Here is a 17,795-nt window from a genome sequence, read left to right as displayed (position 1 = left end):
AACCTCCACGGTCAGGAAATGTTTCCCTGACCGTATGAATCCGCCCGAGTAGATCCCGCCAAAACGTCGATTTCGGCACGAGGCATCGTCCTCACACTGCGGCATATGGGTGCACGGGCGGCGGTGCTATCGGCGGGCTTGGCGCTCGTCGCCTGCACGCGGGTCACCGACGCACCGCGGCCGCAGCCGGTCGCCCCGGTCGCGCCGATCACCGCGGGACAGATCGGCGACCTGTTGAGCGACAAGGTCGACGACACCGACGGCAACCTGTTCGCCACTGTCGAACCCGAAGAGTGCAGCGGGGTGGCCCGAGAGGTGGATCCGCCGTTCCTCGTCGACTTCGACCCGGCGGCGACCGACGGCGGACACTGGACGGTGCACGACGGCAGCCCCGTGTACGTCGAGGACCTGGTCGCCGTCTATCGCGCCGACTACTCCGCGCAAGACGCGCTGTCGCAGGCCAAGCACACCCTCGAGGGGTGCCGCGACACCGCGGTCACGGTCACCGACATGAACGGTCGCACATACCGTTTCGTGTTGCTTCCCGGCGTGGCGTCCGGCTCGCCGGACATCCTGCTGTGGTCTTTCGAAGCCACCGACTGGGCGTGCGACAACGCGTTGGTGGCCGCGCACAACGCCGCCGTCGAGATCGCGACGTGCGGGCCGGCCGGTGGCCTCGAGGTAGCGGCGCTGGCTCAGGACGCACTGGATCGCATCGACACGCTGGCCAACAAGACGGCCTGACCCGCGAGCTGAGCCCACGCGTCGCCTCGCCGGAGGGAAGTCACAGGCCCTTGAACCGTTCTCGAACCTGTTCGTCGGTCAGGCCGTAGTCGGCCAGCGAGTAGGTGTGCTTGGGGGCGCGGGGACCCTGTTGACTTTCGGTGTGGCGACGCTGCACCGCCTCGCGCGCGGCGTCGGTGAACTCGATGCCGAAGTGCCGGTAGATGCCTTCGACGCTGCCGACCGGATCCTTGACGAACTCGAAGTAGTCGAGGTCGTAGAACTGTGCCGGATCGTGGTCGGCGCGAACGGCGTTGAACCGCCGCAGGCCTCGCGACCAGGTTTCCATCGCGTCTTCGCCGATCTGGGCGCCGACGAACGAGTTCGACCAGCCCGCTGTGGTGTGCTGCGACAGCGAGCACATCGACGCCATGATGGTCTCGGCGGGCCGGTGGCATTGCACGATCAGCGCGTCGGGATAGGTGTCGAACAACGCGTCGAGCGCGAACAGGTGGCTGGGATTCTTCAGCACCCAACGCTTTTCGGGGTCGTTGAGACCGATCAGCTGCAGGTTGCGGCGATGCCGCTGGTACGGCTTGATCCAATCCTGTTCGGCCAGCCACTGCGAGTACGTCGGCAGGTGGGCCAACGTCTCGTACGACACCGAGTGCAGCGACTGACGCAGCAGCTGCCAGCATTCCTCGACCTCGTCCGCGGTCATGTAGTGCAGCCCGGTGTAATCGGGGTTCTCGTCGTGGGCCTTCTTGAACCGCGCGTCCAGTTCGGCGAACGCCGGGTTGTCCGGCCATGTTTCGCGGGGAGGGCGAGGTTGCGGAAACTCCGCAAGCCAAAGCTCCAAGCCCTGGTGCGCCGGGTCGGCGGTGAGCAACCGGTGGATCGCGGTGGTTCCCGTGCGCGGCAGGCCGGTCACGAAGATGGGCCGTTCGATGACGACGTCGGCGTGCTGCGGGTGCTGCTTCCACGCCGCCTCCGAAAGCAGCCGCGCGACCAGCGCGTTGCGGACGAAGAACCGCTGCATCTTGCTGCCGAACTCGGTCAGGTCCGCGTCCCGCCGGAACGACTCCAGCAGCACGGCCAGCGCCTCACGGTAGTTGTCGTCGTCGGTGCCGAAATCGTCGAGGCCACATGCCTTGGTCGCGGACGCGTGCAAGTCCTCGACGGTGCCGACGTCGGTGCGTGCCATCAGGCTTTGTACTCCCCGCAGTTGACGTCGAGCGCCTGGCCGGTGATACCGCTGGCCAGGTCGCTGGCCATGAACAGGATCGCCGAGGCCACCTCGTCCTCGGTCGGCAGCCGCTTAAGGTCCGATGCGGCGGCGGTCGCGTTGTAAATCTCCTCGACCGTCGTGCCGTACTTGCCTGCCTGGTGGTTGAAGTAGGCCTCCAGCGTGCCGCCCCAGATATAGCCGGGCAGCACGGAGTTCACGCGGATGCCCTGCTCACCGAGCTCGGTGGCCAGCGACTGCGACATCGCCAGCAGCGCGGACTTCGCCATCTTGTACGCGCCGTACTTGGCCTGGGAGTGGCGCACCACCATCGAGTTCACGTTCACCACCGACCCGTTGGCCTCGGCCAGCGCCGGCGTGAAGCCCTGGATCAGCCGCAGCGCGCCGAACACGGTCAGCTCGATCGCGTCGCGCATGTGCTCGAAGGTGGTCTCGGCCAGCGGCTTCATCGACGGCACCCGAAACGCGTTGTTGATCAACACGTCGACGCGGCCGTAGGCCTTCAGCGTCTCCTCGACGAGGTTGTTCACCTGCGCCTCGTCGGTGATGTCGGTGCCGACCGTCACGGCGCGACGACCGATGTCGGCGACCTGCTTGGCGACGTCCTCGAGTCGTTCGACGGTCCTGGCGGCCAGCACCAGATCGGCGCCCGCCTCGGCGCACCGCCGCGCCAACGTGGTGCCCAGCGCCGGCCCCACGCCGCTGATGACCACGATCTTGTTCTCCAGCACTAGCCCACCATCCTGTCGCCGATCTGCTTTTGCCGCAGCGCGATCCGCGCGCGCCAATCCTCGTCGGAGATCTTGTTCGACTCGTAGTACGGCAGCGCGGCCGCCACTTTGTCGAGGTCCAGCACTTCCGCCGTCGGCCCGTCGGCCTCGGTCAACGCCCGCGACAACCGCTGCCACCGGAACTGCAGATACCCCTTGCGGTGCCCCAGCGTCTCACACCAGTTCGTCACGCCGGGATTGCCGTCGGAGACCACGATGCGGACCTTTCCGTCCGGATCGGCTTGTGCCTGGGTGCCGTTCAGCGAGGTCTGATGGTTGATGTAGTCCAGTGAGATGTACCACAGGCTGCCCAGTTGGAAGCCGACATACGGGGCGTCGGACACCGGCAGCGTGATCACCATCGCCTGATCCGGAGTCAGGTCGAAATGCCCCACCGAGGAGTACTGCGTGGCCAGCCCGCCCGGCGTCAGTCTCGGCTCGGTCAACGTATTGACCGGAAGGTTGTTGTAGAACCACTGCGGAAACTGCAGCCACGTCTTGACCCGCTGCACCAATTGCTTACCCGCGACGGCGTAACGCCTTTCGATGGTCTCGCGAGTCAGCGGCGGCGGGGCGGTGCCGGCGGTGTCGGTGCGCGCGATGCTGATGTGCCCCCGCTGCGCGGACCAGTCGTTGTAGACCTCGCGGATCACCAACTGCGACGGGCTGTTCGGCACCACCCGCCATTCGAAGGTGCCGTCCTCGGCGATGTCGAGTTCGCGGTCATCGAACGCGGCTTGGCTGGGCGGAACGTTGTCGTCGGTGTACTCCCCGCCAAGCATCTGAAACGCCAGATCGGTCGTGGTGCCGCGCTTCCCGGTGATGACGTACTCGTGGTTGGCCTGCACGCGGGTGCCGAAGTACAGCGCATCGGGGTTGTCGAGGCCCATCTTGGTGAACGGACCGGTCCCCGAGTGCAGGAACGGGTGGTCGCGTTCATAGTCGAACGCCAGATGGGTGCAGGCGGCCACACATCCGGCGAGGTATTGCAGGCCCTCGAGGAGGTCGGCTTCGGATTCGATGAAGGGGGCGTCGGCGACCAGCCGCTCCGCCTCGGCGATGGCGTCGATCAGTGGCTGTGAGTACACGCCTCGAAACTAGAACCCGTTCTAGGCAGAGTCAATATATCGACCGTTACGGTACATATATGGAACAAGAGGTACGCTGCTGCCGTGTCCACACCTGTGCCGTCCGGGCGCGCATCCCCCCCGACCGATCGGGTGGTGCGCATCCTGGACTACCTGGCGGCACGTCCCGCGGAGCGCTTCGGTGTCTCGGAGCTGGCACGCCGCGTGGGGCTGAGCAAGCCCACCTGCCTGGGCATCGTCACCTCCCTGTGCGACGCGGGTTATCTGGTGCGTGACGCCGCCGACAAGACGTACCGGCTGGGTCCGTCGCTGATCACGCTGGGGCACCGGGCGCAGGAGTCGATGCGGGTCAGTCCGGCCGCCAGGGAGGAACTGCGTCGGCTCTCGGCGCGGTTCGGCGTCACCGCGGCGCTGTCCGGCGTCGTGGACGACCGGATCACCGTGCTGGACCTGGTGGCACCGGCCGGTGCGCGGCCCGGCGTCGAGGTCGGCCAGAGCTATCCGTTCGCTCCGCCCGTCGGGCTGATGTTCGTGCTGTGGGACGACGAGGCCGAACGCGACTGGTTGGCCAAGGAGCCGACGCTGCCGTTGCGGACGAACACGGGGCGGCTGAACCGCGTGATCGCGGAATGCCGCACCGACGGGTACCTGGTCGAACGGCTCACCCCGGGCGGACGGCGGCTGTACTCGTTGCTGGCGGGGATGTCGGCCGATCTGCCCGACGAGTTGCGGGCGCTGCTCGGCGAATTGGTGTCCGACATCGGCGAGCGGGTGTACCTGCGCGCCGAGAACTCCGGCGGGCGCAAACGGCATGACATCAGCGTGATCTCGGCGCCGGTCTACGACCACTACCAACGGCAGGTCATGGTCGCGTCGATGCACATCGGCACGGCGTTGACCGACACCGAGATCACAGAACGGGCCCGGGCGTTGGTCGCGACCGCCGATGCCGTGACCGAACAGCTGGGCGGGGTGAAGCCACAGCGTCCTTCGCCACCGGAAACGGCTCGCCAACGTATACGCTGACCTGGTGAAAGCCGGTGGATCGCCGCGATGACCGGGCGGCCGCTTTTCGGCGTCCTCGGCCCGCTGACGGTCGGCGTCGACGGTGGCGAGCCACTCGAGTTGGGTGGCCGCAAACAGCGCGAACTCCTGGGCCTGTTGTTGCTCTCTCCGAACCGGGTCCTGCCGGCCGGCCAGATCGCCGACGCGCTCTGGTGCGGCAATCCACCGCCGAGCGCCGACGTCACGCTGCGCGCCCACGTGTCGCGGCTTCGGTCCCGGCTGGCCGCTATCGACGCGCAGGACGCGCTCGTCACCCGGCAGGCCGGATACGGCTTGTTCGTGGAGCCCGATCAACTCGATACGGCCCGGTTCGAACGTCTGCTCGCGGCCGGCCAAGACGCGTTACGCGACGGCGAACCCAGCCGCGCCGCCGAACTGCTCGATGACGCGCTGAGCCTGTGGCGCGGCGCGGTGCTCGAGGACCTCGGCGGGCCCGAGTTCGCAGCCGCCGAAGCGGCGCGCCTTGACGAACTACGTCTGGTCGCAACGGATCACCGCATCGACGCCCATCTGGTACTCGGCAGGCACCAAGCGGTGATCGCCGAACTCGAGCGGCTGGTCGCGGCTCATCCCTACCGGGAACAGTTGCACTGCAAACTCATGCTGGCGCTGTACCGGGCGGGCAGGCAGGCCGATGCGCTCAACGTCAGCGCCGCGGTGCGCAAGGCGCTCGCCGAAGAGCTGGGCGTCGACCCCAGCCCTGCGCTCCGTGACCTCGAAACCGCGATACTGCGCCATGATCCGTCGCTGTTGCCCGCGGCCGAACCCGCACCGCGCACCCCAGCAACTCCACCTGCCGCGGTGACCAAATACCGCCCGTCCACGCCCCCGCGCAGACTCGTCAGCCGGCCGCGCCTGATCGACGAACTGCGCGCCGACGGGCCACGCCGACTGGTCGTCATCCACGGCCCCGCCGGGTTCGGCAAGACCACGCTGGCCGTGCAGTGGCGAGAAGCGCTTGTCGACGCGGACGTCGCGGTCGCCTGGCTGACCGTCGATGACGACGACAACAACCCTGTGTGGTTCCTCGCCAACCTGATAGAGGCGGTTCGCACCGCCCGCCCCACGCTCGCACCGGACCTCCGCCAGGCCCTCGAAGAGCGTGGCGCCGCAGCCACACGCCTTGTGCTGACGGCCTTGATCAACGACATCGAGGCCCAGCGCAGTCCTACGTGCGTCGTCATCGACGACTGGCACCGCATCACCGACCCTGCGACCACCGAGGCGATGGCGTATCTGCTCGACCACGCAGGACCGCAACTTCAGGTGGTGGTGACCACGCGTAGCCGCTCGGGACTGCCACTGGGGCGCATGCGGGTGCGCAACGAGCTTGTCGAGATCGACTCCACCGCTTTGCGATTCGACACCTCCGAAGCACATACGTTCCTGGTCGAGAACGACGGACTGCCGTTGACCCTCAGGGATGTGACGAAGCTGGAGCAGACGACCGAGGGCTGGGTCGCCGCGCTGCAACTGGCGTCGCTGTCGTTGCGCAACAGCGACGACCCATCCGCGTTGGTGGAACGCATGTCGGGGCGCCACCACGCCGTCGGAGAGTACCTGGCCGAGAACGTGCTCGACTCACTCAACCCGGAGATGCTCGAGTTCCTGATGGCCACGTCGATTGTCGAGCAGATCTGCGGCAATCTCGCGTCGACGCTGGCCGGTGTCGGTAACGGACAGGCACTGCTGGAGGAGGCCGAGAGACGCGACTTGTTCCTGCGTCGGCTCGACGACGATCGGGAGTGGTTTCAGTATCACCAGTTGTTCGCAGACTTCTTGCGGCGCCGGTTGGAATGCGACCGACCACAACGAATTCCGGAGTTACATGCGGCTGCGTCTCGCTGGTTCGCCGACCACGACATGGTCCGCGAAGCCATCGGCCATGCGGTGGCCGCCGGGGACGAGGACCGCGCGATCGAACTGATCGAGCGGCACGGGGTCGATCTGGAGCAACAAGCGCAGCTCTCGACATTGCAGGCGCTGGTCGCGACGCTGCCGCCGCGCATCGTCACACTCAGTCCACGGTTGCAGCTCTTTCTGGCTCGGGCACACAGCCTGCTGCAGCAGCCCGAGCAGGCGCGTGCCGCGCTGGACGCCTTCGAGTCGGCCGTTGAAGCCAGGGCGCTGTCGCCGTCCGAAGTCCGTGAGATGCGCGTCGAGGCCGACGTTTTCCGCGCGCTGGTACAAGTCTGGGCGGATCGGGATGACGGCACCGACGAACTGCTGTCGGAGTGCCTCACCCATCCAGAGACCCTGCCGCCCTTCATCGTCGGCACCGCGGCCAACGTCGCGTCGTTCCTCGACATCTGCCGCTTCGACTTCACAGCAGCCCGCCGCCGGCAGGACTGGGCGATCGAGTACCACCTTCGATGCGGGAACTCCTTCGTCTTGATCTATGGCCACTGCCTGGCCGCCATGGCCGCCTCCCAGCAGCTCGACATGGTCGAAGCCGAGACTCGGCTGCGTGAGGCGGTGCGGATCGCCAGGGGGTCGCAGGCACCGTACTCGCATGCCGCACGTGTCGCCTACGCACTGTTGGCCGAGCATCTCTACGAGCGCGGCGAGATCCATGCCGCCGACCAACTTCTGGAGGACAGCGGGCGCTTCGGCACCGGCGGCGGCCCGCCGGTGGAGTTCATGATCGCCCGCTGTGTCACCGGCGCCCAGATCAAAGTTGCGCTCGGTCAACGAGATGCTGCGGCCGCCCTGTTGAACGAGGGAGCGGAAGTGGCTGCGGCTGCGGGCCTTTCCCGGCTAAGCGCCGCCGTCGAAGCCGAACGGGCACGGCTGAGCCTCCCGGCACCCGATGAGTACCCCCGCCGCTCGGTCTACGACGACGGACTCAGCACCGAGACCACCGCACAACTACGTGACGAGGCGGCGATACTGAAGCTCCTCGGCACTGATCCCGGGCTCGCCTGTGAGCGCGCCCGCGCCTGGGTGAAAAGACTTGAGCGGCAGGATCGGCCGCGCGCGCTGCTGCAGGCCAACCGACTTTTGCTGTCGGCGCTGGCGGCGGCGGGCCGCACCGATGAGGCGCGGCGACTCCTGGCACAGCTTGCCGCACAATGCACCGAACTGGGGATGGTCCGTTACCTGGTGGACGGCGGGCCGCATGTGAAGGCGCTGCTGACCGAGCTCGACCCGGCCTGACCTGCTCAACCGCGCTGCAACGCATCTGCAACACCCGTCCGCGACGGTGATCCCGTCACCTCATCGATGGTCCGCGGGGGAATCAGCCGATGAGCAATCGACTGGAGGAGAACAAGATGAAGAAATATCCGTTGTGGGTGTTCGGCCCCGCTGCGATCGCCATGGCGATCGGCGTGGTCATGCAACCCGCGGTGTCTCAGGCGAAAGACGAGTGGGACATCGGCGCTTACGACACGTGCATCAAGGCGGCCCAAGACCGGTTCTTGGCCGAGAAGATCAGCACGTCGCAGTACTACGACGAGCTGCGGTTCTGCTGCGACATGTCCGGCGGGCAATGGACCGGCGGCAACGGTAATCACTCCGCGGGCAAGTGCGAGGCGCCGCCGGCCACCGCACAGACCGCGCCGCAAAGCCCCGGGGAAATCGTTCGGGCACCCACCGCTGGGACGGCAGATCCAGGCCAGAACCCGGAGCGCACCGGCGGCGGCACATTCGAGGCGGCTCCTATCGGTCCCGGCGGGGGTCCGGTCCTCTACATGCCGTAGACACGCTTGGGGCGCCGGCTCATCGTCGGCGCCCCAAGGTCGTGTCAATCAGGCGTCAGTCAGCGCCTCGGAGACCGGGGTCGGGTTCACCTCGATACCGCACTGGTTCGAGATCTCCACCGCCGGCTGGTTGATCGCCTTCAGCTCGGACTCGACCTGGGGATTCTGCGCGAAGTACGCACGGAACGCCTCGGTCGGCTCGGCCGGCGACTGCGTCGCGATGCGCGTCAGCTCCTCGTTGGCCTCGGGATTCGAGGCGAGGTAGGTGCTTGTCGTCGCCGACACCGTGCTGGACGTCTCGGCGATTGCGCTCACGCTGCAGGTGTTGTCCCGCGTCGGCGCCGGTTGAGCATTGGCGACCGGTGTGATGATCGCGGCTGACCCGAACGCGAGCAGGCCGCCTGCGAACATGCCGTACAGGCCGCGTCGAACGGTCGTTGCGGACATCTTCATAATCACTCCTTCGGTCTGCGACCGGATGGCCGCTCCCGAAAGGCGTAACCGCTCCCCCGCAGCGGCTAAACAACCCCCAGCGCAGGGCGGCGTGTCGTCTACTCAGTTCGTGCTGGCCAGCGCAAACGGCAGGACCTCTGCCGCTCCCGCCGCTCTGACCAGCCGCGATGCCATCGTCAGCGTCCACCCCGTATCGGTGACGTCGTCTACCAGCAGCACGGGGCCGTCGACCGCGCCGACCGCCTCGGGTGACGCCCACGCGCCGTGAAGTGCGGCGACGCGGTAGGCGGAGTTCGCCGCCGTCACCGGCCTGCGCTGCGGCGCGTACCGCAGGACCCCCAGGTCCGCCAGCCGGCCCAGGCGGGCGAGCTCACCGGCCAGCGAGGTGATCAGCAGCGGATGGGTGTCCGAATCCAGCGCGAGCACCGCCGTCGGCCGGGTTTCCCACTCCCAGGCCGCCAGCACCTGCACCGCGGCCTGGACCACGTCGTCGGGCACCGTCGTATCCGGTTCATCGAGCAGCCGCCGCAGCCGAGCGCCCCACCCGAAATCGGTCAACCTGCCGATGGCCCGGCCCACCGCGGGCCCGTCGGCGATCCGGCCCTTGAGGTCCAGCCCGAGCTTGTCCAGCCCGGACGGCCACTGCTTGCGCGGTGTCAGCTCGACACCCGGCCTCATGAGCCGGCGCCGGGTGTCCTCTTCGGCGGTCGCGGTGACGGTGGTGTCGTATCCCGCGCCGGCGCAGTTGTCGCAACGACCGCACCGCTCGCCGTCTTTCAGCAGCGGATCGTCGAGTTGCCCGCGCAGGAACGCCATTCGGCAGCTTTCGATGTCCAGGTAGTCCAGCATCGCCTGCTGCTCATGCCTGCGCGCCTCGTCGAGCTTGCGGTAGCGCGCTTCGTCGTAGATCCACTCCTGGCCGGTGCTCACCCAGCCGCCCTTGACACGTCGCACCGCACCGTCGACGTCGAGCACCTTGAGCACCATCTCCAATCGGGTCCGGTTGAGGTCGACGAGCGGCTCCAGCGCCGCCGTCGACTGCGGACGGTCAGGTTCCAGCTCCCGAATGACCTTGCGCACCAACGGCTCCGACGGGAACGCGACGGATGCGAAGTAGCGCCAGACGTCCTGGTCCTCGCGGCCGGGCAGCAGGACGACCTCCGCGCTGGACGTGGACCGGCCGGCGCGACCGACCTGTTGGTAATAGGCGATCGGCGACGACGGAGCACCGAGGTGAACAACGAATCCGAGGTCGGGTTTATCGAACCCCATGCCGAGCGCCGACGTGGCGATGAGCGCCTTGACCCGGTTGGCCAGCAGATCGGCCTCGAGTTGTTCGCGTTCAGCCGCTTCCGTCGAGCCGGTATAGGCCGCCACCGGGTGCCCCTTTTCCGCCAGTAACGCGGCGATGTCGTGTGCCTGCGCAACGGTGAGCGTGTACACGATCCCTGAGCCGGGCAGCGAATCCAGGTGCGCGGCAAGCCAAGCCGCGCGCTGCGCCGGGTTTCCGGCCTTGACCACCGACAGCCGCAGCGACTCACGGTCCAGCCCGCCGCGCAGCACCAGGGTCTCGCCGCCGCCCACGCCGAGCTGGGCGGCGACGTCTTCGACCACCCGGTCGTTGGCCGTCGCGGTGGTGGCCAGCACCGGGATATCGGCGCCCAGTTCGGCGATCAGGGTGCGGATCCGCCGGTAGTCGGGCCGGAAGTCATGGCCCCAGTCCGACACGCAGTGGGCCTCGTCGACCACCACCAACCCGGCGTCGTGCGCCAGCGCGGGCAGCACCGCATCGCGAAAGTCGGGGTTGTTCAACCGTTCTGGGCTGACGAGCAGAACGTCGAGCTCGCCACGGCTGACGCGGCGGTGGATGTCGTCCCACTCGGCGACGTTGCTCGAGTTGATCGTCGCGGCGTGCACACCGGCCCGGTCGGCGGCGGCCACCTGGTTGCGCATCAACGCCAACAGCGGCGACACGATCACCGTCGGGCCGTGCCCTTCGCCACGCAGCAGCTTGGCGGCGATGAAGTAGACCGCGGACTTACCCCAGCCGGTGCGCTGCACCACGAGCGCACGCCGCCGGTGTACGACCAGCGCCTCGATCGCCGTCCACTGATCGTCGCGCAGCACCGCATCCGGACCGGCCAGCTGCTCCAGGATGGACTGCGCCTGCGCGCGGACTTGTCTGCGTTTTGTTGCGCTCACCGCAACAAAACGCACACTAATCGCCCGTGGGGACGGGTCAGGACGTCGACGCCGCCTCCTGTTCGCGCTTGATCTCCAGCGCGATGTCGATCAGCTGGTCCTCCTGCCCGCCGATCAGCTTGCGCTGACCCGCCCTGTGCAGCAGCTGATGCGCGGGCACACCGTAGCGCTCGGACTGGCGGATGGCGTGCTTGAGGAAGCTGGAGTACACCCCGGAATAGCCCATGATCAGCGCGTTGCGGTCCAGCAGGCACTCGGCGGGCATCGCAGGCGCGACCACCTCTTCGGCGGCGTCGGCGATGTCGAAGAAGTCGATGCCGGTCTTCACGCCGATCTTGTCGAAAACCCCGATCAGCGCCTCGACCGGCGCGTTCCCCGCGCCGGCGCCGAACCGGCGGCACGAGCCGTCGATCTGCTTGGCCCCGGCACGCACGGCCTCGATCGAGTTGGCCACTCCGAGGCCCAGGTTCTCGTGGCCGTGAAAGCCGACCTGCGCGTCGTCACCGAGTTCGGCGACCAGCGCCTGCACCCGGTCGCGCACGCCCTCGAGCACCAGCGCACCGGCGGAGTCCACGACATACACGCACTGGCAGCCGGCGTCGGCCATGATGCGGGCCTGCTTGGCCAGCTTCTCCGGCGGGATGGTGTGCGCCATCATCAGGAAGCCGACAGTCTCCAGCCCGAGTTCGCGGGCCAACCCGAAGTGCTGGATCGACACGTCGGCCTCGGTGCAGTGGGTGGCGATGCGGCAGATCGAGCCGCCGTTGTTCTGCGCCTCCTTGATGTCCTCCTTGGTGCCCACGCCCGGCAGCATCAAGAACGCGATCTTGGATTCCTTGACCGTCTCGGCGGCGAGCTTGATCAGCTCCTGCTCGGGGGTCTTGGAGAAGCCGTAGTTGAAGCTGGATCCGCCGAGCCCGTCGCCGTGGGTCACCTCGATGACCGGCACGCCTGCGGCATCCAGCGCCGACACGATCGCGTGCACTTCGTCCTTGGTGAACTGGTGGCGTTTGTGGTGGCTGCCGTCCCGCAGGGACGTGTCGGTCATCCGGACGTCCCAGATCGGGTTGAAGTAGATCTCGCTCATGCCTGGCCTCCCGCTGTCGTGGCGAGGGCTTCCTTCGCGATTTCCTCGCCCACCTTGGCCGCCGCCGCGGTCATGATGTCCAGGTTTCCAGCGTAGGGCGGAAGATAGTCGCCCGCACCCTCCACCTCGATGAACGTCGTGACGACGTGGTTGCCGCCGTTGACCACCGACGGCTCGTCGAACTGCGGTTCGTTGAGCAGCCGGTAACCGGGCACGTAAGTCTGCACCTCGGCGACGACGTCCTTGATCGACTGGGTGATCGCGGCGTGGTCGGCATCGGGGGGGATCGCACAGAAGATGGTGTCGCGCATGATCATTGGCGGCTCGGCCGGGTTGAGGATGATGATGGCCTTGCCCCGCTTCGCGCCGCCGATCACCTCCACCCCGGCGCTGGTGGTCTTGGTGAACTCATCGATGTTGGCGCGGGTTCCGGGGCCGGCCGAGGCCGACGACACCGACGCGACGATCTCGGCGTAGGGCACCTCCACGGCGCGGGTGACCGCGTACACGATCGGGATCGTCGCCTGCCCGCCGCAGGTGACCATGTTGACGTTCGGCGCGTCGAGATGCTCGCGCAGGTTGGCCGGTGGGATGACGCCGGGTCCGATCGCCGCGGGCGTGAGGTCGATCGCGCGGATCCCCGCCTCCGCGTACTTCGGCGCCGCGTCGCGGTGCACATAGGCGCTGGTCGCCTCGAACACCATGTCGGGCTTCTCGCTCTGAGCCAGCAGCCAGTCCACCCCTTCGTGCGACGTTTCCAGCCCGAGCTTGCGGGCGCGCGCCAGACCCTCGCTCTCCGGGTCGATGCCGATCATCCAGCGCGGCTCCAACCACTCCGAGCGCAACAGCTTGTAGAGCAGGTCGGTGCTGATGTTGCCCGATCCGACGATCGCGACCGAAACCTTGTCCGGCATAACTAGCTCCTCGACTATTCGAAATTCAACCGCACCGAGCCGAGCCCGGCGAAATCGGCGATGTACTCGGCGCCCGGGGTGGCATCGAACGCCTTCGTGCACGACCCAGGCAACACGATGTCACCCGCCTTGAGCCGGACACCGAAGCCCTCCACCTTTCGCGCCAACCACGCGACCGCCGTCACCGGATTGCCCAGCACCGCGTCGCTGCGGCCCTTGGCCACCACCTCGCCGTTGCGGGTCAGCACGGCGTCGATCGCGGTGATGTCGATGTCCTTGGGTGACACCCGGTTCTCCCCGAGCACCCAGCCCGCCGAGGACGCGTTGTCGGCGATCGTGTCGCAGAGCTTGATCTTCCAGTCCTTGATCCTGGTGTCGATCAACTCGATGGCGGGCGCGAACGCCGCCGTCGCCGCCAGCACGTCGTCCTCGGTGCATCCGGCACCCGGCAGGTCCTCGGCCAGGACGAAGCCCACCTCGACCTCGACGCGCGGATAGAGATAGTCGGCGGACTTCACCGGCTTGTCCTCGAACACCTGCATCACGTCGAGGAGGTGCCCGTAATCGGGTTCGTCGACGTTCATCATCTGCTGCATGGCCTTCGACGACAGCCCGACCTTGTGGCCGATCACCTTGGCACCCTCGGCGACCTTCTGCCGGATGTTGATCAGCTGGATCTCGTAGGCATCAACGACGTCGATGTCGGGATGGCGGTCGGTCAACGGGGAGATCGGAACCCGGCTGCGCTCGGCCTGGGCCAGGTCGGCGGCCAACCGTTCACGAACCTCGGAACTGAGCATCTGGGTGAAGTCCCCTCGTTTCTTCGACCGGCGCAGTTGTGGGTCGGCCGGGCAATTCTATAACGTGTTCTACATGACCGGACAGGAGTACGACGTCGTCGTGGTGGGCAGCGGCGCCGCTGGCATGGTCGCCGCCCTCACCGCAGCTCACCAGGGACTCTCGACGATAGTCGTTGAGAAGGCTGCGCACTACGGCGGTTCCACTGCGCGGTCAGGTGGCGGCGTGTGGATCCCGAACAACGAGGTCCTCAAGCACGACGGCGTGAAGGACACCCCCGAGGCCGCCCGCGAGTACCTGCACACGATCATCGGCGACGTCGTACCCCCCGAGAAGATCGACACCTATCTCGAGCGCGGCCCGGAGATGCTGTCCTTCGTGCTCAAGCACTCCCCGCTGAAGCTGTGCTGGGTGCCCGGCTACTCCGACTACTATCCCGAGGTTCCCGGCGGCAAGCCCACCGGGCGGTCCGTCGAACCGAAGCCGTTCAACGCCAACAAGCTGGGACCCGACCTGGCGGGCCTGGAACCGCCCTACGGCAAAGTCCCGATGAACATGGTCGTCATGCAGCAGGACTACGTCCGGCTCAACCAACTCAAGCGCCACCCGCGTGGGCTGCTGCGCAGCCTGAAGGTCGGTGTCCGCGCCACATGGGGCAAGGTCACCGGCAAGAACCTGGTCGGTATGGGACGCGCACTGATCGGGCCGCTGCGCATCGGACTACGCGAGGCGGGCGTGCCGGTGCGTCTGAACACCGCGTTGACCGACCTCTACGTCGAGGACGGCGTGGTGCGCGGGATCTACGTGGTTGATACACGGAACTCCCAACCCACTGAGCCAGAACTGATCCGGGCCCGCCGCGCCGTGATCCTGGGATCGGGCGGCTTCGAGCACAACGAGCAGATGCGGGTGAAGTACCAGCGGGCGCCGATCAGCACCGAGTGGACGGTGGGCGCGAAGGCCAACACCGGCGACGGCATCCTGGCCGCCGAGAAGCTCGGTGCCGCACTGGACATCATGGAGGACGCCTGGTGGGGCCCGACGGTGCCGCTGGTCGGGGCGCCGTGGTTCGCGCTGTCGGAACGCAACTCGCCGGGCTCGATCATCGTGAACATGGCGGGCAAGCGGTTCATGAACGAATCCATGCCGTATGTGGAGGCGTGCCACCACATGTACGGCGGAAAGTACGGGCAGGGACCGGGGCCCGGCGAGAACATCCCCGCCTGGCTGGTGTTCGACCAGCAGTACCGCGACCGCTATATCTTCGCCGGATTGCAGCCCGGGCAACGTATCCCGAAGAAGTGGCTGGAGTCCGGCGTCATCATTCAGGCCGACACCCTCGAAGAGCTCGCGGCGAAAGCGGGCCTGCCCGCCGACGCGTTCAGGGCGACGGTCGAGCGGTTCAACGGCTTCGCCCGCACCGGGATCGACGAGGACTTCCACCGCGGTGAGAGCGCCTACGACCGTTATTACGGCGATCCCACCAACAAACCGAACCCCAATCTCGGTGAGATCAGCCACGCGCCGTACTACGCGGCCAAGCTGGTACCCGGTGATTTGGGCACCAAGGGCGGTATCCGCACCGACGTCCACGGCCGTGCGCTGCGCGACGACGGCTCGGTGATCGAAGGGCTATATGCTGCAGGCAATGTCAGCGCACCGGTGATGGGGCACACCTATCCCGGTCCGGGCGGGACCATCGGCCCGGCGATGACGTTCGGCTATCTTGCAGCACTACATATCGCCGGAGCCGCGAAGCCGGCGACATCTACGACGGGGAAGAACTGATGCCGATCAATCTCGACGAAGCCCTCGGCGCGGAGTTGCCGGCTGCTGAATTCTCTTGGTCCAGCAGTGACGTCCAGCTCTACCACCTCGGGCTCGGCGCCGGGATGGACCCGATGGACAAGCGGGAGCTGAGGTATCTGGTCGACGACACCCCGCAGGTGCTGCCCACGTTCGGCAACGTCGCGCAGAGCTTCCACATGACCGAACCGCCGTCGGTGCAGTTCCCCGGTATCGACATCGAGCTTTCGAAGGTGTTGCACGCGAGCGAGGCGGTGTCGGTGCCCGGGCCGATCCCCCCGTCGGGCACCGGACGCGCGGTCACCCGGTTCACCGACATCTGGGACAAGGGCAAAGCCGCTGTGATCTGGTCGGAGACAACGGTCACCGCGCCGGATGGCACGTTGCTGTGGACCCAGAAGCGTTCGATCTTCGCCCGCGGCGAGGGCGGCTTCGGTGGCGAGCGGGGGCCGTCGACGTCCTCCGAGCCTCCGCAACGCGCACCCGACTTCGAATTGGCGATTCCGGTGTCTCCGCAGCAAGCTTTGCTCTACCGCATGTGCGGGGACCGTAACCCGCTGCACTCCGATCCGGATTTCGCCGCGGCCGCAGGCTTTCCGAAGCCGATCCTGCACGGATTGTGCACCTATGGCATGACGTGTAAGGCGATGGTGGACACCCTGCTCGACGGCGACACCGCCCTGGTGGCAAGTTACGGTGCGCGTTTCGCCGGTGTGGTCTTCCCCGGCGAGACGCTGAAGGCGCGCATCTGGAAAGAGGGCGACGGCTTCGTCGCGATGGTCACCGCGCCCGAGCGGGACGATGCCGTGGCGTTGGCCGGTGTGGAACTGATCCCGGCCTGACGGTCATTCCTTTGCCGTAATTAAATACAGCTAACTGTCGAAATCGGCTTATTAACCCCATCGTCACTGCCACCACGCATTTGAATTGAATACAACCGGCTCGCCCAAAGATACCTTTGAGCAATTGTTACGTCAGTGAAAAAACGTCGGTCTTTCAGCATCTTTGCTCGTGTAGTATTCTTTGAGCAAAGTTATGTCGGGGCATTTCCTGGTCGTGGGCGTCGGTGGTCGAAAAGATAGGGATTCGCCCGATTCATCGCTGTGCAACATCAGATACCTTCGCAACATGAACTCTTGGTTCGTAAACTGATAGAGGCGCCGACCCCGCCATGACAGTCCGATATGCGACCTCCGAAGTGAGCACCCGCTTGCCTTCGACCTCGAGGCGCGGTCGAGGGGGTGTTCACTTGCATACGCCACCGAGGCAGGCGTCGATCTCGGTCGTCGTCATCGACGGCCAAGATGTCGTGCACGCCGCCCTGGAAGCGTGGCTTACCAGCGGTGGCACTCCATTGATCAAGATCGTGGGCAACTACTCACATCCGACCGATTTCATCGCAGAGCATCCGCTCGCGGAGGAGGGAGTCGATGTGGTGTTGATGGCGCTGCAGTACGAGGGGCACGGCCCCAACTTCGGCGCGGTGCGGCACTTGACCGAGGTCGGTTACCGAGTGATCGTCTATTCCTATCTGACCTCGAACGAGATCATCCTCACCAGTCTGGACGCCGGCGCCCTGACGTACGTGGCGAAGTTCGAGAGCGGTAAGCATCTGCGCGAAGCCATCTATGCCGCCCACGCGGGTGTCCCTTACATCCCCCCGCGCACCGCCAGGGCGCTGCAGAACGACCGAACCGTCGGCCGGCCGAGATTGACAGAGCGTGAACGGCAGGTCCTCGTTGCGTGGTTCCGCACCGAGAACAAAGACGTTGTCGCCCGGAAGCTGAACATCGAGGCGACGACAGTGCGGACTCATCTTCAGCGGGTGCGAGCGAAATACGCTGCGATCGGACGGCCGGCATCCACCAAGGCGGCACTCATCGCGCGGGCGATCCAAGACGGCATCCTGAGCGTCGACGACCTTTGATCGTCGTCTGATCGT

The 17,795-nt window shown here is 66.7% G+C and carries 15 protein-coding genes; 7 read left to right on the top strand and 8 right to left on the bottom strand.

The window, feature by feature from the left end; translation table 11 throughout:
• The first annotated feature begins 105 nt into the window (after positions 1–105).
• Positions 106–744: a sensor domain-containing protein gene (locus tag MELE44368_RS17845; protein WP_128109721.1), complete on the top strand. Its 639-nt coding sequence runs from the start codon at positions 106–108 to the stop codon at positions 742–744.
• 40 nt (positions 745–784) lie between these two features.
• Here the strand turns inward: MELE44368_RS17845 and MELE44368_RS17840 are convergent, their stop codons facing one another.
• Genes MELE44368_RS17840 through MELE44368_RS17830 form a run of 3 tightly spaced genes read right to left on the bottom strand, consistent with a single transcriptional unit; the run spans position 785 to position 3,827 of the window.
• Positions 785–1,927 carry a sulfotransferase family protein gene (locus MELE44368_RS17840; protein ID WP_206613800.1) on the bottom strand — a complete coding sequence of 381 codons (1,143 nt, stop codon included), beginning with the start codon at positions 1,925–1,927 and terminating at the stop codon, positions 785–787.
• Complete coding sequence (locus MELE44368_RS17835) at positions 1,927–2,700, bottom strand: SDR family oxidoreductase (protein WP_164890140.1); 774 nt, start codon at positions 2,698–2,700, stop codon at positions 1,927–1,929. Before MELE44368_RS17835 ends, MELE44368_RS17840 begins: the two co-directional genes overlap by 1 nt.
• Complete coding sequence (locus tag MELE44368_RS17830; protein WP_128109719.1) at positions 2,700–3,827, bottom strand: hypothetical protein; 1,128 nt, start codon at positions 3,825–3,827, stop codon at positions 2,700–2,702. Before MELE44368_RS17830 ends, MELE44368_RS17835 begins: the two co-directional genes overlap by 1 nt.
• An 84-nt stretch (positions 3,828–3,911) precedes the next feature.
• On the opposite strand from MELE44368_RS17830, the gene MELE44368_RS17825 reads away from it, so the two are divergent.
• From MELE44368_RS17825 to MELE44368_RS17815, 3 genes are all read left to right on the top strand, one after another.
• Positions 3,912–4,853, top strand: a complete 942-nt coding sequence (locus MELE44368_RS17825) for an IclR family transcriptional regulator (RefSeq protein WP_046751844.1) — start codon at positions 3,912–3,914, stop codon at positions 4,851–4,853.
• Positions 4,854–4,880: 27 nt separating this feature from the next.
• A complete protein-coding gene (locus MELE44368_RS17820) occupies positions 4,881–8,048 on the top strand; it encodes an AfsR/SARP family transcriptional regulator (protein ID WP_128109718.1) in 3,168 nt (1,055 codons plus the stop codon).
• A gap of 89 nt (positions 8,049–8,137) precedes the next feature.
• Positions 8,138–8,593 (top strand): hypothetical protein, encoded by a 456-nt coding sequence (locus MELE44368_RS17815; RefSeq protein WP_128109717.1) that lies wholly within the window; start codon positions 8,138–8,140, stop codon positions 8,591–8,593.
• 48 nt (positions 8,594–8,641) lie between these two features.
• Here the strand turns inward: MELE44368_RS17815 and MELE44368_RS17810 are convergent, their stop codons facing one another.
• The 5 genes from MELE44368_RS17810 to MELE44368_RS17790 all read right to left on the bottom strand — a co-directional run bounded on the left by MELE44368_RS17810 (position 8,642) and on the right by MELE44368_RS17790 (position 14,049).
• A complete protein-coding gene (locus MELE44368_RS17810; RefSeq protein ID WP_128109716.1) occupies positions 8,642–9,046 on the bottom strand; it encodes a hemophore-related protein in 405 nt (134 codons plus the stop codon).
• 102 nt (positions 9,047–9,148) lie between these two features.
• On the bottom strand, positions 9,149–11,248 hold the full coding sequence (locus tag MELE44368_RS17805; protein WP_128109715.1) for a RecQ family ATP-dependent DNA helicase: 2,100 nt from the start codon (positions 11,246–11,248) through the stop codon (positions 9,149–9,151).
• Between the two features lie 37 nt (positions 11,249–11,285).
• Positions 11,286–12,335 (bottom strand): 4-hydroxy-2-oxovalerate aldolase, encoded by a 1,050-nt coding sequence (dmpG, locus tag MELE44368_RS17800; RefSeq protein ID WP_128109714.1) that lies wholly within the window; start codon positions 12,333–12,335, stop codon positions 11,286–11,288.
• Positions 12,332–13,249: an acetaldehyde dehydrogenase (acetylating) gene (locus MELE44368_RS17795; protein ID WP_128109713.1), complete on the bottom strand. Its 918-nt coding sequence runs from the start codon at positions 13,247–13,249 to the stop codon at positions 12,332–12,334. Before MELE44368_RS17795 ends, dmpG begins: the two co-directional genes overlap by 4 nt.
• A 14-nt stretch (positions 13,250–13,263) precedes the next feature.
• Complete coding sequence (locus tag MELE44368_RS17790; RefSeq protein WP_128109712.1) at positions 13,264–14,049, bottom strand: 2-keto-4-pentenoate hydratase; 786 nt, start codon at positions 14,047–14,049, stop codon at positions 13,264–13,266.
• Between the two features lie 73 nt (positions 14,050–14,122).
• Between MELE44368_RS17790 and kstD the strand changes: the two genes are divergently transcribed.
• From kstD to MELE44368_RS17775, 3 genes are all read left to right on the top strand, one after another.
• Positions 14,123–15,835 (top strand): 3-oxosteroid 1-dehydrogenase, encoded by a 1,713-nt coding sequence (kstD, locus tag MELE44368_RS17785; RefSeq protein ID WP_128109711.1) that lies wholly within the window; start codon positions 14,123–14,125, stop codon positions 15,833–15,835.
• The gene (locus MELE44368_RS17780; protein ID WP_128109710.1) at positions 15,835–16,695 is read left to right on the top strand and encodes an enoyl-CoA hydratase ChsH3; all 861 of its coding nucleotides are present in this window, start codon (positions 15,835–15,837) and stop codon (positions 16,693–16,695) included. Before kstD ends, MELE44368_RS17780 begins: the two co-directional genes overlap by 1 nt.
• A 467-nt stretch (positions 16,696–17,162) precedes the next feature.
• Positions 17,163–17,780, top strand: coding sequence for a LuxR C-terminal-related transcriptional regulator (locus MELE44368_RS17775; RefSeq protein WP_241566670.1), 618 nt, complete (start codon positions 17,163–17,165; stop codon positions 17,778–17,780).
• The last annotated feature ends 15 nt before the right edge of the window (positions 17,781–17,795 follow it).

It is taken from the genome of Mycolicibacterium elephantis DSM 44368 (genome assembly GCF_004014805.1).
Lineage (GTDB): Bacteria > Actinomycetota > Actinomycetes > Mycobacteriales > Mycobacteriaceae > Mycobacterium > Mycobacterium elephantis.
Note: the sequence above shows the minus strand (reverse complement) of the source record. Positions and strands in the feature narration are given on the sequence as shown.